The sequence below is a fragment of the Achromobacter sp. Marseille-Q0513 genome (assembly GCF_018195695.1).
GTDB lineage: Bacteria > Pseudomonadota > Gammaproteobacteria > Burkholderiales > Burkholderiaceae_B > Achromobacter.
In genome coordinates this window covers 1-17393 of record NZ_JAGTJY010000005.1, presented here as the reverse complement: position 1 = coordinate 17393, position 17393 = coordinate 1, and the positions used below count along the sequence as shown (strand labels likewise).

Genomic DNA, 17393 nt, shown 5'->3' with positions numbered 1-17393 from the left:
GCTACAACACGCCTTCGACCGCGTTCACCAGGATGCCCGCATACGCCTGCGGCGTGAACGGAATCGGATTGGTGCCGGCCGAGCCGTCGGCATGCGCCATCCTGCCGATGCGTTCCGCCTCCTTCGCGTCGATGCCGATCTCCGCGAGCGTGTGCGGAATGCCCAGGCTGGCGCGCAACGCCAGCACCCAGTCCAGGAAGCTGTCGAACGACGGATCCGGCAGCTCCAGATAGCGCGCCAGCAGGCCGATGCGTTCAGCGATGACGCTCTCGTTGGCGCGCAGCACGTATGGCATCAGGATCGCGTTGAGCAGGCCGTGATGCGCGTCGTACACCGCGCCCAGCGGGTGCGCCAGCGCGTGCATCGCGCCCAGGCCGCGCTGGAACGCCGTCGCGCCCATGCTCGAGGCCACCAGCATTTGCAGGCGCGCCTCCAGGTCCGCGCCGTTCTCGCAGGCGCGCGGCAGATAGTCCTTGACGAGACGGATGCCTTCCACCGCGATGCCGACGGCCATCGGATGGTAGAACGGCGAACAATACGCCTCCAGGCTGTGCGACAGGGCGTCCATGCCGGTGGCGGCCGTGATCTTCGGCGGCAGGCCGACCGTCAGTTCCGGGTCCAGGATGACCACCGCCGGCAGCATCTTCGCGTGGAAGATGATGCGCTTGACGTGCTCGCGTTCATCGGTGATGACCGAGGCGCGGCCGACTTCCGAGCCGGTGCCGGCCGTCGTCGGAATGGCGACCACGGGCGCCATGCCCGCGACGTTCACCCGCAGGTAGTTGTCGCCGACGTCCTCGAAATCCCAGAGCGGCCTGTCCTGGCCCGCCATCAAGGCGATGGCCTTGGCGGCATCGAGCGCGGAGCCGCCGCCGAATGCGATGACGCCATCGTGGCCGCCGGCCTTGAACGCCGCCACGCCGTCGTCGACGTTCTTGCCGGTCGGATTGCCCTTGATGGCATGGAACAGGCCCGCGTCCAGGCCCGCCGAACGGCATGAATCCAGCAGCTTCACCGTCATCGGCAACGTCGCCAGCCCCGGGTCCGTCACCAGCAGCGGCCGCTTCATGCCCAGGCTGGCACACCATTGCGGCAGTTCGCTAGCGCGTCCCGCGCCCACCTTGACCGAGGTCGGATAATTCCAGTTTGCAATCGGGAGAGTCATGTTCTTCTCAAGGACTAGGGTTGGACCTGCAGTTTCAGATGGAAGGACTTCGGACGGGTCAGATGCTCATAACCGACCTGCGAGAGCGTGGCCCCGCGCCCCGTGTTCTTCACGCCGGTCCATGCCAGCGCCGGATCCAGGTAGTCGCAGCGGTTCATGAAGAACGTGCCCGTCTCCAGGCGCTGGCCGATGCCGATCGCCGCCTGTTCGTCGGTGGTGAATACGCTGGCGGTCAGGCCGTAGGGGCTGGAATTCATCAGCGCGATCGCCTGTTCGTCGTCCCGAACCGGCATGATGCCGACGACCGGGCCGAAGCACTCGTCGTTCATCAGCGTCATCGTGTGATCCACGTTGACGAACAGTCCCGGCGCCAGATACGGTCCGCCATCGCCGGCCCTGCCGAACGCCTGCGGATCGATGAGATTCTTCGCGCCCTTTGCCAGCGCGTCCGCAATGACGGCGCGCACGCCGTCCGCCGCCGAGCTGCGTACCACCGGGCCCAGCGTCGTCGCCGGATCCAGGGGATTGCCCAGCACATACTGGTTCGTCAGGGCCACGGCGCGCTGGACGAACGCGTCATAGTGGCGCTGCGCGACGTAGATGCGCTGGATGCCGCAGCAGGACTGCCCGCTGTTGAAGAACGCGCCGTCCACCAGCGTCTCGACGGCATGGCCGAGGTTGGCGTCGTCGCGCACATAGGCCGGATCATTGCCGCCCAGTTCCAGGCCGACGCCGATGAAGCGGCCGGCGGCCGCCTGCTCGATGGCGCGACCGCCGGACACCGATCCCGTGAAGCAGACGAAGTTGACCTGGTTCGATTCGATGATGCGGCGAACGGCATCATGGTCGACGTGCAGGTACTGGAACAGTCCCGGCGGCAGATCGGCCTCGACAAAGGCCTGGTGGATCCATTCGGCGCACAGCGGCGTCTGGTCCGAGTGCTTCAGGATGACCGCGTTGCCGGCCGCCAGCGCCGGCACGATGCTGTTCACCGCCGTCAGCAGCGGGTAGTTCCACGGCGCGATCGTGAAGACCACGCCTACCGGTTCGCGCGTGATGTAGCGGGTATAGCCTTCCTGCGGCGGCACCTGGATCGGCCGCAGCGACGCCTCGGCGATCGACAGCATGTGGCGGGCGCGCGCGGCGAATCCGTCCACCTCGCCGCCGGCATAGCGTATCGGCCGCCCCATCTGGCGCGTGATGCCTTCGGCGATGATCTCCTTGTTGGCGACAAAGCGGTCGATCGCGGCGCTCAGGATCCTGACGCGATGCGCGATCGGCTGCCTGGCCCAGTCCTTCTGGACTTCGTGCGCGCGCGTCAGCGCCTGCGCGATCTGCGTGTCCGTCGCCAGGTCGCGCTGGACGTATGCGCTGCCATCGATGGGGCTGATGGTGGTCAGTTGCTTTTTCATGACGGTATCTCGACGACTGGAAACTAGATGATTTCGAAATAGCGCTTGAGCTCCCAGTCCGTCACATGACGGCGGAACTGACGCTCCTCCCACTCGCGCGTGGCCACGAAATGCTCGACGAACGCATCGCCGAACAGCTCGCGCCCCACTTCCGATCCGCGCAGGCGCTGCGCCGCGTCCCATAGCGAGCTGGGCAGCTTCAGATGATCGGGAAACTGCTGCGTGTAGGCATTGCCCGTGACGATGGGCTGGAGTTTCAGCTTGTGCTCGATGCCGTAGAGACCCGCGCCCAGGGCCGCGGCCAGGGCGATGTACGGGTTCGCGTCCGCGGAGCCGATGCGCACCTCGACGCGCTGCGACTTTTCCGTGCCCGGAATCAGGCGCAAGGCCGTGGTGCGATTTTCCACGCCCCAAGTGGCGTCCAGCGGCGCCCAATAACCCGGCACCAGGCGTGAGTAGCTATTCACCGTCTGCCCGTACATGCTCATGAATTCCGGCAGGAATTGCTGGACGCCGGCGATGAACTGCTCCTGCACCACGCTCATGTTGTGCGGTCGCGATTCATCGTGGAACGCCGATTTCCTCGATTCCTTCTCGCGCAGCGACATATGGATGTGGCCGCTCTGGCCGGGCTCGTTGTGCGACCATTTCGCCATGAACGTGGCCATCAGGCCGTTGCGCTGGGCCAGGGCCTTGGTGAAGCACTTGAACAGCATGGCCTTGTCGGCCATCGCCAAGGCTTCGTCGACCGCCAGCGCGGCCTCCAACACGCCGGGCCCCGTCTCGGTATGCAGCCCCTCGATCGGCATGTCCATGGTCTCGGTCATGTCGATGAGGTCGCGATAGAAATCGCTGTTCACCGTGCTGCGCAGGATCGAATAGCCGAAGTTGCCGGGCGTCCAGCTCTTGAGGTTCTGGTAGTTCTTCTCGCGCACGCTGTGAGGCGTTTCCTCGAACACGAAGAACTCGTATTCCAGCGCCGAATACACGTCGTAGCCCAGGTCGGCGGCGCGCTTGATCACCCGGCGCAGGACGCCGCGCGGGCAGATCTCCTCGGCATCGCCGGCGAACTCTGCCAGGAAGAACAGCATCGGCTCGCCGTTCATGATTTCCAGCGGCAGGCGGCGGCAGCTTTGCGGGATGATGCGGACCTGCGCATCCGGGTAGGCCGTGTGCCAGCCCGTGTACGAGGCGTTGTCGTACATCTGGTCGTCGGCGTCCCATCCCAGCACCACGCTGCAGAACGCGAACCCCGAGCGCAACGCGCTGACGAACTTGTCCTTGCGCAGATACTTGCCGCGCAGGATGCCGTCGACGTCGGACAGCCCCACCTTGATGTGAGTCAGCTTGCTGGCCTCGACCAATCGAATGGCGTCCTCGACCGTCTTGATATCGATACCCGACTTACCCTTCGCGTCCACGATAAACGTCTCCACTTTTGCTGTCCTCGATACAAGCCCATCGAACGCGGCGGCCTTGTCGCCCCGCACTTTCGATGCGTCCATGGTAATGAGGGGCATCGCACGACAGGTATCGACTTTTGGCAAAGAATCGCCCTCTACTGGTTAACCACGAGCAGGGCGAATCGAGCGCGATTGCAATCGCCGACGGCGCGCGCGCATGGCCACGCCGCTCGCGTGGCGGGCATGCCAGCGATGCGATGTGGCGTGAGCCTGCTCAGCCCGCGCTTGCGCCGCCCGCGAACAGGGTGTCGGAAGGCAGCACGCCGAACAGCGTCCGATAGTCCTGGGCGAACTGGCTCATGTGCCAGAAGCCCCAGGACGAGGCAACCTGGTGGATGGTGGTCGAGCCGCGCTCGCGCGCTGAAAGCTCTCGACGCACGCCATTCAGCCGCAACGCGCGCAGGTAGTTCTGCGGCGTCGTGTCGTAGGCGTATTCAAAACAGTATTGAAGCGTTCTGCGGCTGACGTGCAGCACGCCGCAGAGTTCCAGGATGCCGACCGCCCTGTCCCGATTGGCCAGCGCGAAATCGCGGGCATCGGAAGCGATCTGGACCCGGCGTGCGCTTGAGATGTGGCGGGCCTTCTGGCGCGTCGTCGGCAGCACGCCGGACTCGACCAGCGTGGCGAATATCGTCGTTTCCACGTTGTGCTGCGCGGCGCCCCCCGAGGCATCGGCGGCGCTGCGCCCTTCCCGCAGGATCATCTGCAGCATCTCGCTCAGCGCATGCCGTCTTTGCGCGCCGATACAGATGATCTCGTTGCTGGTGTGGATCTGCCGCAAGGTCGATTCACAGTACTGCTCGGCATAGCGCATGAGCGCATCCGCGTTCACCACCACGCCAAGAATCGAATAGTCGGGCGGCGTCAGCAGTTCGAATTCACAGCCGCCTGGACGAAAGGCAAGCACCTCCGTCGAGATGGGCGTGGCATGGATGCTGCCGGCGGCATCGCGTCCGACCGGAATGCCGAACCACCATGCGCCATCCGGAATCTCGCACAGCTGATGCAGCTTGTGGCTGGTCGTTTCGCAAAACAGATGCGTGGCCGCGAAATTCAGCTCGGTGAGGCTGCCGACAAACTGGCCGGGAGTCAGCTGGTCGTAGGTCTGCTTCCAGCCGAACAAGGTCGCCGCCTGCTCGTCGGCATCGTGCGACACGATCTGGCGCGCCTTGAACTCGCGGACTGATGTTGGGGTTTCGAGCATCTCGTGGCGACCTCATCGATTGCCATCAGGCGGCTGCGGCAGCGCCCCATGTCGAGGCCGCGGCCGGCTTGGCATCACGAAGAATCGGTTGGCGCCTGGCATCATGTCCCCTACTCCGGCCTCACGGCCTCTTCGAGCAACTCGGCCGCATCGTCCTTGCGCCTTCCCCTGGTCATCAGGAAGTAGACGTAGCCCAGCGCCATGAAGGCCGCGAACAGCAGCGCGACCTCGCGGTTATAGTAGATCATCGTCACCAGACAGACGATGGCCGCCACCAGGGAAAACCCTGGGAAGAAGGGATACAACGGCGCGCGGAACGGGCGGGCCAGCCCGGGCTCCGTTTTCCTCAGCTTGAACAGCGAGAGGATGCTGATGATGTACATCACGATGGCGCCGAACACCGACATCGTCACGATGTTCGCGGTGAGCGCCTGACCGGCGAACTGCACGTACTGGTCGCTGAAGATGGCGATGATGCCGACCACGCCGCCGGCCAGGATGGCCCGGTGCGGCGTCCGGAAGCGCGGATGCAGCTTCGCCAGCCACGCCGGCAGATAGCCTTCGCGGCCCAGCGCGTAGATCTGGCGCGAGTAGCCGAGGATGATGCCGTGGAAAGAGGCGACCAGGCCGAACAGCCCGAGCCAGATCAGCATGTGCATCCAGCCGCTGTTTTCCCCCACGATGAGCTTCATCGCCTGCGGCAGCGGATCGTTGATGTCCGCCAGCAGTTTCCAGTCGCCCACGCCGCCCGCGAACAGCATCACGCCCATCGCCAGCACCACCAGCGTCAGGATGCCCGTGATGTACGCGATCGGAATCGAACGCCTGGGATTCTTGGCTTCCTCCGCCGCCATGGCGACGCCCTCGATCGCAAGGAAGAACCAGATGGCGAACGGCACCGCGCCGAGGATGCCGCCAAACGTGCCCATTGAAAAGTTGTCGGCGCCAGCCCAGCCGCCCTGCGTGAAGTTCGACCAGTGGAATCCCGGAGCCACGACGCCCATGAACACGAGCAGCTCGAACACGGCCAGCAGCGTGATCGTGAGCTCGAACGCCGCGGCGATCTGCACGCCAACGATGTTCAGCGACATGAAGATGAGATAGGCGCCCACCGCCGCGGTGGTGGGCGAAAGCCCGGGAAACTGGATATGGAGGTAGGCGCCGATGGCCAGCGAAATGGCAGGCGGCGCGAACACGAATTCGACCAGCGTCGCCATGCCGGCGATGTACCCGCCCACCGGGCCGAACGCCCGCTTGGCGTAGGCGAAAGGCCCGCCCGCGTGCGGAATCGAGGTGGTGAGTTCGGTGAAGCTGAAGATGAACGTCGTGTACATCGCCGCGACGAAGGCCGACGTGACCAGAAAGCCCAGCGTCCCGGCCTTCGCCCAGCCGTAGCTCCAGCCGAAATACTCGCCGGAGATCACAAGTCCGACCGCGATGCCCCACAGCTGCCAGGTGCCCAACGTCTTCTTCAGGCCGCCGTGGGCCGATTCGCCATGGGGATGGGAATTCACATTTGACATGCTTTCGTTTCCCGATGAGTCTGATATAGGACGTCCCGATGCTCGAACGGCATCCGGTGACGAGGGTCCACGCCGCCGTGCCGCGGGCGAGAGAGGATGGCTCCCCCGCCTTCGGGACAACTCAGTCAGCGCGTTCTTGCCTGCGACCTTCCGCGAACGGGCCATCAAAGCCTCTGGACGCGGACCATGCCCCTTGCCATGTTCTGGGTTGCGCCGGCGGGATCATCCGCATGCGCAGCCTTGGTGTTGCGTACCCTTCCGCCGCGCTCGGCCCGACTTGCCGGAGTGGCCGCGCGCAAGCAGGAAAGGTACGCTTTTGATGCTAATGACCAAAAGACTCAACGGGTTATCAAGATTTGGCAAACTTTCCCGGGATTAGGGATATCCCATATCCCGGCCGCGCAGCGTCCATCCGACGTGGCGCCAGGAGCGACGATGGAATTCGACATCTACGGTAGATTCAGGCTGGAAATCGTTCCCACGGCGGCGGGAGGCTGGCAGGCCTATCGCGTGGCGGCGGGAAAACGCGTGCCGGCCAACGGGATCATCATTCCCGCGGACCTGGCCGCCGGAGACCTGGCCGAGTACCTGGACGATCTGCTGCACGAGCTTTCGCCACCGGGCGGAAAGATCATCCGCCTCTGATCTAGCAATACCGCCAGGGCCGGGACTCTCCACGGCCATCCCCTGGCGCGGGCAAAAGAAAGCCCCGGAGCACTTGCGTGCCACGGGGCTCCAGACGGCGCCGGCCTGGCGCCGGATCAACGCCCGCGCAGGGCATCCGGTCACCGGCCGCGCTTGGCCTTGTCATACTTGCGCCAGTAGGCGAATTCGTCCTCGTGGACTTCCAGGTCCAGTTCGGCAACGCGGGCCTGCAACCTTTCCTGTACGTCGGCAACCGCCCGGTTGTATATGACCGGCCCGATTTCCTCCAGGAAGAATCCCAGCAGCGCGCCGGCGGCGATATTGCCGATCGGCTCTTCCATGTTCTGGTCGAAATACCGCTGGATCGACGCGACCGCCGTATCGCGCAATTCCCGTTCAAGTTCGATAGCCATCCTGTCCGCCTCGTTTTGCATGCGTGAGGAACACGAGGCTAGAACAAAGCGCGCGGCAGGACAACGCATGCCCGGCCGCGCTGCCTCAGACCGCCCACTCCAGGTCCGTCGTGAAGGCGATGGTCAGCCAGCGGTCCGGCGTATCGTCGCCCACGGCACGGCTCACCTCGTCGCGGATCCGGTCCCATTCCTCCAGCGGCTTGGCAGGCAGGTCCTTGGGCACGATGAAATACAGCTCGATCTGCTTGCCGCGTCCCACTTTCGCCACATAGGAACGATGCGACGTGAAACCGTAGCGCTGCGTGAACGTCCTGGCCACCTCGTCCACGTGCTCCTTCAGGTCCGGCGGCGTGATCAGCAGTACATCGGCCAGGGCGCGCCGTATGGTGCCGATAGGCATCGGAATGATCACCAGGCACACCAGCGCCAGCACGGCCGGGTCGATATAGGGCGTCAGGTAATCGAGCGAGGTGCCCTCGATGGCATAGCCGACGCTGAAGGCCAGCAGCAGCGCCGCGGTGATCCCGCCCGACATGATCCACGCCTTGGCATCCAGCGCCACGAATTCCGAACGCAACTTCCGGTTCACCCGCATTTCGTAGATGGCCATGCCGATGCAGGCCACCAACGCGAAGGCGGCATAGAAGATCGCATAGCTGAACTCCAGGTCGCGGCCGCCCTTCATCAGGCTGCCGACGGCATTGATCAACGCGTAGATGGCGACCCCGGTCAGCATGAGGCTGTTCAGGCCCAGCACCATGGGCTCAAGGTGCCAGAAGCCCATGGTGAAGCGGTCGCGCAGCTTGCCGGTCGGTCCGCCCGGCGCCGTGGACAGTGCGATGAGACGGGCGACGATCAGCGCCAGGCCGCTCATGCCCGCGTCCGCCAGCATGTAGACGCCGTCGAACACGATGGAGAAGGACCCGGACAAGAGGCCGAAGAGGATGCCGCTGCCGGCGACCACGATGGTGACGAGAATGGAAGTGCGAAGTATCGATTGTTCAGTGTGCTTGTGCATATGGCCTCCCCTCTTCGGACGACAGCGCGCCGCCGGCGATGGTTGCGCCAGCATCGCGTCGCCCGTCGAAAGTTCGGTTGACTGCGTTTTCCTTGGGATTGAGGGAATGATCGGTCGGCTCAGGAAGGCGGGTTCTGCTTGAGCCAGTCTTTCAGGGCGCTATCGACACGGGTCTGCCACCCGGCGCCGGTCGCCTTGAACGCGTCCACCACGTCCGCCGACAGGCGGATGGTGACCACCCGCTTGAGCGGCGCCTTCTGGGGACCGCGCCGGCGCACGCCGGCGGACTCCGCTTGCGGGGATGCGCCATCGCTGCCGGACGCCTCGACGGGCTTGCCCGCAAGGATGTCAGGGTTGTCATGTTCCGATGAATCAGGAATGCGCTTGGTCGTCATGATGTCCGACTCCCGGAGCGGCCTGTCAGCCAACCGATCATGCGAACTTCGTCCGGTTTCCCCGCAATGCCGGCCAAACCGGATGTATTCGATGGGGGAAACGCATGCCGCAGATGCCGTTGTCTTCCTGACGGTGCGCACAAGGAGGATGCGCAAGGTCCGCTGCGTGGGGTGATTGTTCTTTTAATGGATGAAAGCGAAGTTCACGGGGCAGATTGTATTTACAATCAAACAAGGCTGTCAAATCGGCAAGCCTGCGCGCCGCGCCCCATATACAGCCTGCCGGTGCGCGCGGAATCTCGTTACACCAGCCGATTCAGCATTGCCATCGACTTGGCCTGTCCCTAGAATTTGCACATCCTCCGCCCCCACCAACCAGGTGACTCTGATGAAAATCCTCCACCGCCTTGCCGTGGCGCTGGCAACGCTGACCGCGGCCCTGGCCCTTACCAATCCCGCAGCCGCCGAAAACGGCTGCGCCGACGGCTATACGCCGGCGGCTCCCGGCTCCGGCTCAAGCGGGTGCGTGCCCATCCCCGGCCTGTACCAGGTCCCGGGCGGAACACAGGGCGAATCCGCTGCCCCATCCGTCCGCTGGGAAGATCGCTGGGGCGCGATCGCCGTGGACAGCGTCACCGGCAAGACCGGCGTCGCGGGCAGCAAGGCGACCCGCCGGCAGGCCGAAGAAGCCGCGCTGGCGATATGCGCCCAAAAAGGCGGCGGCGACTGCAAGGTGAACCTGTCGTATGCCAATCAATGCGGCGTGATCGCGTGGGGCAACAACCGGACGTCCGCCCGGTTCGCGGCCACGCTGGAAGAAGCATCCCGGCTGGCGCTGAATGAATGCGCGCAGGTCAGCGGCGGCACCTGCGAGGTCTTTTTTTCCGATTGCAGCATGCCGGTGCGCGTGCAATAGCCGACAAAAAGAAAAGCCTCGGGACACTTGCGTGTTCCGGGGCCGTGGACCCAGGCCGACGAAGAAGCCGCCCTACCCGCGCGCTCGGCGCAGCAGGCATTCAGTCAGCAATGTTGTTCAGGGTCTCTTGAACAAATTCGAGAGAATGCGCCTGCGTCCCGGATACGCGCAGCGTGACCGACTTGTCACCGCTGCGCCAACGCACCATGGTCATCTCTTCCTTGTCCTCGGACCGAACCAGTCGCGAGGCAATCACGCCCCGCTCGATTCCCCCCACCAGGAGTTTCGCATTCACATCATCGGCGGATGCGAGGCTGAGCATGCCGCCTTTGTTCAGCATATCTTCCGTCAGGATGACAGGCCCGATCCTGGAACAATCGAACACCCGAATCTGGCCGGTGAGCTTGCCGTCCACTTCGACGCCCATGGGAGTCGCCTGACCCAGCGTGCAACGACCGAGCGGGCTCTTCGAAACGTCAGAAGGAATCACCCATGGCGTGTGCAGATGTTCGGGAAGCGAGCCGCGAGTCTTGGCGAGCTGCTCCACCCGCTCGCGCATGGGCTTGAACGATCGCTCGATGACAGGTATCGAAGCAAGGTTGGTGGCCGGACTCGAATCAAGTGCACGCGGTGTCACCTTGCTTGCGTTGGCCCGTTGCTTGTCCCAGATCGCCTTGGCCTCGGCCGGCATATTGGCCGGTGGCTTGATTTCGCTGGCCGCCGGAAACTCGGTTGCCACGGCGCCGGCCGCGGATGCAACGCCGCCCACGAGCAAAGCCGCGATGAAGACGGCGGATCGAGTGATTCCACTACCCATATACATCCCGATTTCCTTAGAAGCTGCAGTTGTCAGCATAGGTTTGCACGCAATCCTCAAGATCGTCAGTGGCGCCGCCGAAACTATTTGGGCAATAGGTGGCTATCAAGGCCCATCCTTCATTCTCATCGGTCTTGGGTGCAGGCTGGATTTGATGGTTACCTTCTACTTGCCAAAACCCCTCTCCCGCGGCGAACCAGGATATAGCGGCGGATCTCCAAGTTACTGCTGGTCCAGCGGTCACATAGACCTGGGTGAAGTCATCCAGATTAATTTGGAGCGAAGTTGTATACAGTTTCCAGTACGACGCTCCGCTGGGGTCCCATGAAATCGACTCATTGTTGATGCAGTTCGCCCTCGAGAACATGCTCATATTCCAGGACGGAAAGTCTTTGGTCGGGTCTGGTGCCGCGTAAGCCGATGTCGCAAGCAAGAAACCAAACGTCATGTGAATCGATGCGACCACTCCGACTGCCTGTCTCGCGCATCGGCCAAGCACAACCATTACCGCCTCCTCCCGTGATAGGCATCCTCGAACCATTTGTCTGCTCTCTCTACCGCAAGCGACATTTGATTTTCACTTTCCCATAACAATAACGAGATTCGATATCATTATCAACTATTCAAAGATGCTTTGAATGCAAAAACCCGCCGGCTTGCGCGTGGCGGGTTTTCTAGTCTAGATGTACTTCTAAGGGAATCTGTTGAGGTTTGTTCTGAGGGCGAAAACCCGCAGTCCAGTGTCAAACACTACGGGCGGATAGCCGCCTCATCACGGCACCGCCTGAGCTTCGACTGTAGCGGCCTGCCGAACGCCGACCACAGGATCTTCACCGCCCAGCGTTTTGCGCCTCTCTCGGGCGTAGCCCAAACAGCCAAAAACAATGACAAGGCAAAAACCTGAGCCATTGCTAAGTCACTGTTTTACTGGGAGGATTCTTGGTGCGAAGGAGGGGACTCGAACCCCTACACCTGTTACGGCGTCAGGACCTAAACCTGGTGCGTCTACCAATTTCGCCACCTTCGCTTACGGCCAAGCCCGCTATTGTAGCTTGCTTGTTAAAATCGTGCGCATGAACCCGCGCCTAGATGCTCTACACCCCTACCCGTTCGAGAAATTGCGGGCCTTGCTGGCCTCGGCCGGCACGCCGCCGGACGGGCTTGCCCCCATCAATCTGTCGATCGGCGAACCCAAGCACGCCGCGCCGGAGCGCGTCGCGCAGGCCATCCGCGACGGCATGGCGGGGCTGTCGGTCTATCCGTCCACCAAGGGCGATCCGGCGCTGCGCCGGGCGATCTCCGAGTGGCTGGCGCGGCGCTACAGCATTCCGGCCCCGGACGCGGAAACCCAGGTGCTGCCGGCGCTGGGTTCGCGCGAAGCGCTGTTCGCCTTCACCCAGACGGTGATCGATCCGTCGGCCGGCTCGGTGGTGGTCTGCCCCAACCCGTTCTACCAGATCTACGAGGGCGCGACGCTGCTGGCCGGCGGCACGCCCTATTACGTCAATGCCGACGCGGCGCGCAATTTCGGCTGCGACTGGAACCAGGTGCCGGAAGACATCTGGCGCAAGACGCGGCTGGTGTTCGTGTGCTCGCCGGGCAACCCGGCCGGCAACGTGATGTCGCTGGAAGAGTGGAAGACGCTGTTCCAGCTGTCCGACCGCCACGGTTTCGTCATCGCCTCCGACGAATGCTATTCCGAGATCTACCTGGACGAAGGCAATCCGCCGCTGGGCGGGCTGCAGGCGGCGCGCCGCCTGGGCCGCGACGACTATCGCAACCTGGTGGCGTTCTCCAGCCTGTCCAAGCGCTCCAACGTGCCCGGCCTGCGCTCGGGCTTCGTGGCCGGGGACGCGGCGCTGATCGGCCGCTTCCTGCTGTACCGCACGTATCATGGCAGCGCCATGAGCCCCATCGTCACGGCCGGCAGCATCGCCGCCTGGACCGACGAAGAACACGTGAAGGAAAACCGGCGCATGTACCGCGAGAAATTCGACGCGGTGCTGCCCATCCTGCGCAACGTCCTCAACGTGGACCGCCCGCAAGCCTCGTTCTACCTGTGGGCCGGCACGTCCGGCCCCGACACCGCCTTCGTGCGCGACCTGTACGGCCGCACCGGCGTGACGGTGCTGCCCGGCAGCTTCCTGGCGCGCGACGCGCACGGCGTCAATCCCGGCGAGAACCGGGTGCGCCTGGCGCTGGTGGCGCCGCTGGCCGAATGCGTCCAGGCCGCCGAGCGCATCGCGCATTTCATCAAGACTTCCGTTTGACCAACCCCTCTTTGAAAAGCTGAGCCGTTATGACTCTCGACCTGCAAACCACCATCGAAAAGGCCTGGGAAGACCGGACCAACCTGTCGCCCGCCGACGCCAGCGCCGAAGTGCGCGAAGCGGTCGAGCACACCATCGACGGTCTGGACCTGGGCCGCCTGCGCGTGGCCGAAAAGATCAATGACGACTGGGTCGTGCATCAATGGATCAAGAAGGCCGTGCTGCTGTCGTTCCGCCTGAGCGAGAACGCCATCATGGGCCAGGCCCCGCTGCAGTTCTACGACAAGGTGCCGCTCAAGTTCTCCGAGTACGGCGACAACGCCTTCAAGCAAGGCGGCTACCGCGTGGTGCCGCCGGCCGTGGCCCGCCGTGGCGCCTACATCGCCCGCAACGTGGTGCTGATGCCCTCCTACGTCAACATCGGCGCCTACGTCGATGAAGGCACCATGGTCGACACCTGGGCCACGGTCGGCTCGTGCGCCCAGATCGGCAAGAACGTCCACCTGTCCGGCGGCGTCGGCATCGGCGGCGTGCTGGAGCCGCTGCAGGCCAACCCCACCATCATCGAGGACAACTGCTTCATCGGCGCCCGTTCCGAAGTGGTGGAAGGCGTGGTGGTCGAAGAGAACTCGGTGCTGGCCATGGGCGTGTTCCTGTCGCAAAGCACCAAGATCTATGACCGCGCCACCGGCAAGATCACCTACGGCCGCGTGCCCTCGGGCTCGGTCGTGGTGCCGGGCTCGCTGCCCTCGGCCGACGGTTCACACAGCCTGGCCTGCGCCGTGATCGTCAAGCGCGTCGACGCGCAGACGCGCGCCAAGACCAGCATCAACGACCTGCTGAGGGCTTGATGAGCACGTCTTCCGGATCATCGGCCGTCCTGGACCTGGTCAAGGACCTGATCGCCCGCCCGTCGGTCACCCCGGCCGACGAGGACTGCCAGGCGACGCTGGCCGCGCGCCTGGAACGCATCGGTTTCCGCTGCGAGACCATCGCCCAGGGCGGCGTCACCAACCTGTGGGCGCGGCGCGGAAGCGCCGCCCCGCTGGCGGTGTTCGCCGGCCACACGGACGTGGTGCCGCCGGGCCCGCGCGAAAAATGGCAGAGCGACCCGTTCACGCCGACCGAGCGCGACGGTTTCCTGTACGGCCGCGGCGCGGCCGACATGAAGAGCTCGATCGCCGCCTTCGTGGTGGCGGCCGAGGAATTCGTGGCGGCCCATCCGCAGCACGGCGGCTCGATCGCGCTGCTGATCACGTCCGACGAGGAAGGCCCGTCGATCGACGGCACCGCCATCGTCTGCGACGCGCTCAAGGCGCGCGGCGAACAGATGGACTTCTGCATCGTCGGCGAGCCCACCTCGGGCGACACGCTGGGCGACATCTGCAAGAACGGCCGCCGCGGCTCGCTGTCGGGCACGCTGACGGTCAAGGGCGTGCAGGGCCACGTGGCCTACCCCCACCTGGCGCGCAACCCGGTGCACCAGTTGGCGCCGGCGCTGGCCGAGATCGTGGCCATCGAATGGGACCAGGGCAACGAGTACTTCCCGCCCACCACGTTCCAGGTGTCGAACCTGAACTCGGGCACCGGCGCCACCAACGTGGTGCCGGGCGATGCCGTGGCGCTGTTCAACTTCCGCTTCGCGACCGCCAGCACGCCCGAAGGGCTGAAGGCGCGCGTGCATGAGGTGCTGGACCGCCATGGCCTGGAGTACGAGCTGGACTGGGAGCTGGGCGGCGAGCCCTTCCTGACCCCGCGCGGTTCGCTCAGCGAGGCGCTGTCCTCGGCCATCCTGGCCGAGACCGGCGTCACCACCGAGCTGTCGACCACCGGCGGCACGTCGGACGGCCGCTTCATCGCCAAGATCTGCCCGCAGGTCATCGAGTTCGGCCCCTGCAACGCCACCATCCACAAGGTGAATGAGCGCATCGAGATCGCCTCGCTCGATCCGCTCAAGAACATCTACCGGCGCACGCTGGAAAACCTGCTGCCCGTCCAGCCCTGACGAGCCACACCCCGCGCCTGCCGCGCGGGACCGCCGCCCCCATGAAGGCCCGCCGGGCCGGACGGGGGCGGCTTCACGAATCCGAGCACACATGAATCCTGCCGCCCGCCACGAACTGCAAACCCTGCGCGACCTGATCCGCTACGGCGTATCGCGCCTGAACGCCGCCCAGGTGGCGCTGGGCCACGGCAGCGACAATGCCTGGGACGAGGCGGTGTACCTGACGCTGCACGCGCTGCACCTGCCGCTGGACACGCTCGATCCCTTCCTGGACGCCCGCGTGCTGACCGAGGAACGCGAGCGCGTGCTGGACCTGATCGACCGCCGCGTGACCGAGCGCGTGCCGGCCGCCTACCTCACCAACGAAGCCTGGCTGCGCGGCCACCGCTTCTACGTGGACGCGCGCGTCATCGTGCCGCGCTCGCCCATCGCCGAACTGCTGGACCAGGGCCTGACGCCCTGGGTGCAGGATCCCTACGCCGTCGAGCACGTGCTGGACATGTGCACCGGCTCGGGCTGCCTGGCCATCCTGGGTGCGCTGGCCTTCCCGAATGCGCAGGTGGACGCCGTTGACGTGTCCCCGGACGCGCTGGACGTGGCCCGCCGCAACGTCGACGACTACGGCCTGGCCGACCGGCTGGAACTGCACCAGAGCAACCTGTTCGACGCGCTGCCCGCGCGCCGCTACGACGTGATCCTGTGCAACCCGCCCTATGTGAACAGCGGCTCGATGGACGCGCTGCCGCAAGAATACCTGCACGAACCGCAACTGGCCCTGGCTGGCGGCACCGACGGCATGGACCTGGTGCGCCGCATCCTGGAAGCCGCGCCGCGCTATCTGAGCGACGAGGGCGTGCTGGTGCTGGAAATCGGCCACGAGCGCGACTTCTTCGAAGCCGCCTTCCCCGAGCTGTCGCCCGTGTGGCTGGACACCGAGGAAGCCAGCGACCAGCTTCTGCTATTGACCCGAGAACAACTGAAAACGTGATACGCGCCCAAGGATTGACCGTGCGCCGCGGCACCAAGGTGCTGCTGGACGGCGCTGAATTTGTTGTACACCCCGGCGAACGCGTGGGCATCGTCGGCAAGAACGGCGCCGGCAAGTCGACGCTGTTCGCGCTTCTGACCGGCGAGATCGACCAGGACGCCGGCGACCTGAGCCTGCCGGCCGGCTGGCGCATCGCCAGCGTCGAACAGGAAATCCACGCCGACGAACGTCCCGCCCGCGAGTTCGTCATCGACGGCGACACCCATCTGCGCGAACTGCAGGCGCGCCGCGCCACGCTGGGCGACGACCAGGGCACGCAGATCGCCGAGACCGAGGCGGCGCTGGTGGAAGCCGGCGCCTGGAGCGCGGCCTCGCGCGCCGAGCAGCTGCTGGCCGGCCTGGGCTTCAAGCCGCAGGAATGGATGCAGCCTGTAGAGAGCTTCTCCGGCGGCTGGCGCATGCGCCTGGCGCTGGCGCGCGCACTGATGGCGCCGTCCGAGCTGCTGCTGCTGGACGAACCCACCAACCACCTGGACCTGGACGCCATGCTGTGGCTGGAGAAATGGCTGGCGGCCTATCCCGGCACGGTGATGCTGATCTCCCACGACACCGAGTTCCTGGACGCGGTGGCGAAATCCATCCTGCATTTCGACCATGCCAAGCTGGTGCGCTACCGCGGCGGCTACAACGACTACCTGACGCAGCGCGCCGAGCGCCTGCGCCTGGGCAACATCGCCTACGAACGGCAGCAGCGCGAAGCCGCACGCCTGCAGGGCTTCATCGACCGCTTCAAGGCCAAGGCGTCCAAGGCCAAGCAGGCGCAGAGCCGGGTCAAGGCCCTGGCGCGCATGCAGGTGCTGGCGCCGCTGCAGGCCGAGGCCGGCATCGATATCCGCATTCCCTCGCCCGACCAGGTACCGGATCCGCTGCTGACGCTGGAACACCTGTCCGCCGGCTACACGGACGCGGCCGGCAACACCGTGCCCATCCTGCGCGACGTGACGCTGATGGTGCGCGCCGGCAGCCGCGTCGGCGTGCTGGGCGCCAACGGCGCGGGCAAGAGCACGCTGATCAAGACCCTGGCCGAAGAGCTGCCGGTGCAGGCCGGCGAGCGCCGCGCCTCGCGCGGGCCGGCCATCGGCTATTTCCCCCAGCCCCA

Annotated in this window: 17 protein-coding genes and 1 tRNA gene; 7 read left to right on the top strand and 11 right to left on the bottom strand. The window is 65.0% G+C overall.

Going from position 1 to position 17393, the window contains the following annotated elements:
- Position 1: 1 nt before the first annotated feature.
- The 5 genes from KDH83_RS02385 to eat form a co-directional block, all read right to left on the bottom strand.
- Positions 2–1165: an iron-containing alcohol dehydrogenase gene (locus KDH83_RS02385; RefSeq protein ID WP_212312569.1), complete on the bottom strand. Its 1164-nt coding sequence runs from the start codon at positions 1163–1165 to the stop codon at positions 2–4.
- A gap of 14 nt (positions 1166–1179) precedes the next feature.
- Positions 1180–2577: an aldehyde dehydrogenase family protein gene (locus KDH83_RS02380; protein ID WP_212312568.1), complete on the bottom strand. Its 1398-nt coding sequence runs from the start codon at positions 2575–2577 to the stop codon at positions 1180–1182.
- A 23-nt stretch (positions 2578–2600) separates the two neighbouring features.
- Positions 2601–3998, bottom strand: a complete 1398-nt coding sequence (locus KDH83_RS02375) for a glutamine synthetase (protein WP_349291592.1) — start codon at positions 3996–3998, stop codon at positions 2601–2603.
- Between the two features lie 256 nt (positions 3999–4254).
- Complete coding sequence (locus KDH83_RS02370) at positions 4255–5244, bottom strand: helix-turn-helix domain-containing protein (protein WP_212312566.1); 990 nt, start codon at positions 5242–5244, stop codon at positions 4255–4257.
- 110 nt (positions 5245–5354) lie between these two features.
- Positions 5355–6767, bottom strand: a complete 1413-nt coding sequence (gene eat, locus KDH83_RS02365; RefSeq protein WP_212312563.1) for an ethanolamine permease — start codon at positions 6765–6767, stop codon at positions 5355–5357.
- Positions 6768–7202: 435 nt separating this feature from the next.
- Between eat and KDH83_RS02360 the strand changes: the two genes are divergently transcribed.
- On the top strand, positions 7203–7412 hold the full coding sequence (locus tag KDH83_RS02360) for a hypothetical protein (protein WP_212312561.1): 210 nt from the start codon (positions 7203–7205) through the stop codon (positions 7410–7412).
- 140 nt (positions 7413–7552) lie between these two features.
- Here KDH83_RS02360 and KDH83_RS02355 read toward each other — a convergent pair whose 3' ends face one another.
- From KDH83_RS02355 to KDH83_RS02345, 3 genes are all read right to left on the bottom strand, one after another.
- Positions 7553–7825, bottom strand: a complete 273-nt coding sequence (locus KDH83_RS02355; protein WP_212312559.1) for a DUF2164 domain-containing protein — start codon at positions 7823–7825, stop codon at positions 7553–7555.
- Positions 7826–7910: 85 nt separating this feature from the next.
- Positions 7911–8843, bottom strand: a complete 933-nt coding sequence (locus tag KDH83_RS02350) for a cation transporter (RefSeq protein WP_212312557.1) — start codon at positions 8841–8843, stop codon at positions 7911–7913.
- 119 nt (positions 8844–8962) lie between these two features.
- The gene (locus KDH83_RS02345) at positions 8963–9238 is read right to left on the bottom strand and encodes a BrnA antitoxin family protein (protein ID WP_212312555.1); all 276 of its coding nucleotides are present in this window, start codon (positions 9236–9238) and stop codon (positions 8963–8965) included.
- 412 nt (positions 9239–9650) lie between these two features.
- Between KDH83_RS02345 and KDH83_RS02340 the strand changes: the two genes are divergently transcribed.
- Positions 9651–10154 carry a DUF4189 domain-containing protein gene (locus KDH83_RS02340; protein WP_349291591.1) on the top strand — a complete coding sequence of 168 codons (504 nt, stop codon included), beginning with the start codon at positions 9651–9653 and terminating at the stop codon, positions 10152–10154.
- 100 nt (positions 10155–10254) lie between these two features.
- Here KDH83_RS02340 and KDH83_RS02335 read toward each other — a convergent pair whose 3' ends face one another.
- The 3 genes from KDH83_RS02335 to KDH83_RS02325 form a co-directional block, all read right to left on the bottom strand.
- Positions 10255–11010: a hypothetical protein gene (locus tag KDH83_RS02335; protein ID WP_212312553.1), complete on the bottom strand. Its 756-nt coding sequence runs from the start codon at positions 11008–11010 to the stop codon at positions 10255–10257.
- A complete protein-coding gene (locus tag KDH83_RS02330; protein WP_212312551.1) occupies positions 10988–11419 on the bottom strand; it encodes a hypothetical protein in 432 nt (143 codons plus the stop codon). Before KDH83_RS02330 ends, KDH83_RS02335 begins: the two co-directional genes overlap by 23 nt.
- 492 nt (positions 11420–11911) lie before the next feature.
- A tRNA-Leu gene (locus tag KDH83_RS02325) sits at positions 11912–11998 on the bottom strand.
- Positions 11999–12044: 46 nt separating this feature from the next.
- On the opposite strand from KDH83_RS02325, the gene dapC reads away from it, so the two are divergent.
- The 5 genes from dapC to KDH83_RS02300 all read left to right on the top strand — a co-directional run.
- Entirely contained in the window at positions 12045–13241 is a 1197-nt protein-coding gene (dapC, locus tag KDH83_RS02320; protein ID WP_212312548.1) for a succinyldiaminopimelate transaminase, read from the top strand.
- A gap of 29 nt (positions 13242–13270) precedes the next feature.
- Positions 13271–14092, top strand: coding sequence for a 2,3,4,5-tetrahydropyridine-2,6-dicarboxylate N-succinyltransferase (gene dapD / locus KDH83_RS02315; RefSeq protein WP_212312547.1), 822 nt, complete (start codon positions 13271–13273; stop codon positions 14090–14092).
- Positions 14092–15246 carry a succinyl-diaminopimelate desuccinylase gene (gene dapE, locus KDH83_RS02310; protein ID WP_212312546.1) on the top strand — a complete coding sequence of 385 codons (1155 nt, stop codon included), beginning with the start codon at positions 14092–14094 and terminating at the stop codon, positions 15244–15246. Before dapD ends, dapE begins: the two co-directional genes overlap by 1 nt.
- Positions 15247–15337: 91 nt before the next feature.
- Positions 15338–16234, top strand: a complete 897-nt coding sequence (gene prmB / locus KDH83_RS02305; RefSeq protein ID WP_212312545.1) for a 50S ribosomal protein L3 N(5)-glutamine methyltransferase — start codon at positions 15338–15340, stop codon at positions 16232–16234.
- Positions 16231–17393 (top strand): ABC-F family ATP-binding cassette domain-containing protein (locus KDH83_RS02300; RefSeq protein ID WP_212312544.1); only part of this gene is annotated, 1163 nt, incomplete at its 3' end. The genes prmB and KDH83_RS02300, both read left to right, overlap by 4 nt.

Coding starts and splice junctions, on each gene's coding strand:
- KDH83_RS02385 (WP_212312569.1), bottom strand. CDS start 1,165: ATGACTCTCCCGATTGCAAACTGGAATTATCCGACCTCGGTCAAGGTG.
- KDH83_RS02380 (WP_212312568.1), bottom strand. CDS start 2,577: ATGAAAAAGCAACTGACCACCATCAGCCCCATCGATGGCAGCGCATAC.
- KDH83_RS02370 (WP_212312566.1), bottom strand. CDS start 5,244: ATGCTCGAAACCCCAACATCAGTCCGCGAGTTCAAGGCGCGCCAGATC.
- eat (WP_212312563.1), bottom strand. CDS start 6,767: ATGTCAAATGTGAATTCCCATCCCCATGGCGAATCGGCCCACGGCGGC.
- KDH83_RS02360 (WP_212312561.1), top strand. CDS start 7,203: ATGGAATTCGACATCTACGGTAGATTCAGGCTGGAAATCGTTCCCACG.
- KDH83_RS02355 (WP_212312559.1), bottom strand. CDS start 7,825: ATGGCTATCGAACTTGAACGGGAATTGCGCGATACGGCGGTCGCGTCG.
- KDH83_RS02350 (WP_212312557.1), bottom strand. CDS start 8,843: ATGCACAAGCACACTGAACAATCGATACTTCGCACTTCCATTCTCGTC.
- KDH83_RS02345 (WP_212312555.1), bottom strand. CDS start 9,238: ATGACGACCAAGCGCATTCCTGATTCATCGGAACATGACAACCCTGAC.
- KDH83_RS02335 (WP_212312553.1), bottom strand. CDS start 11,010: ATGCTGACAACTGCAGCTTCTAAGGAAATCGGGATGTATATGGGTAGT.
- KDH83_RS02330 (WP_212312551.1), bottom strand. CDS start 11,419: ATGACGTTTGGTTTCTTGCTTGCGACATCGGCTTACGCGGCACCAGAC.
- dapC (WP_212312548.1), top strand. CDS start 12,045: ATGAACCCGCGCCTAGATGCTCTACACCCCTACCCGTTCGAGAAATTG.
- dapD (WP_212312547.1), top strand. CDS start 13,271: ATGACTCTCGACCTGCAAACCACCATCGAAAAGGCCTGGGAAGACCGG.
- dapE (WP_212312546.1), top strand. CDS start 14,092: ATGAGCACGTCTTCCGGATCATCGGCCGTCCTGGACCTGGTCAAGGAC.
- prmB (WP_212312545.1), top strand. CDS start 15,338: ATGAATCCTGCCGCCCGCCACGAACTGCAAACCCTGCGCGACCTGATC.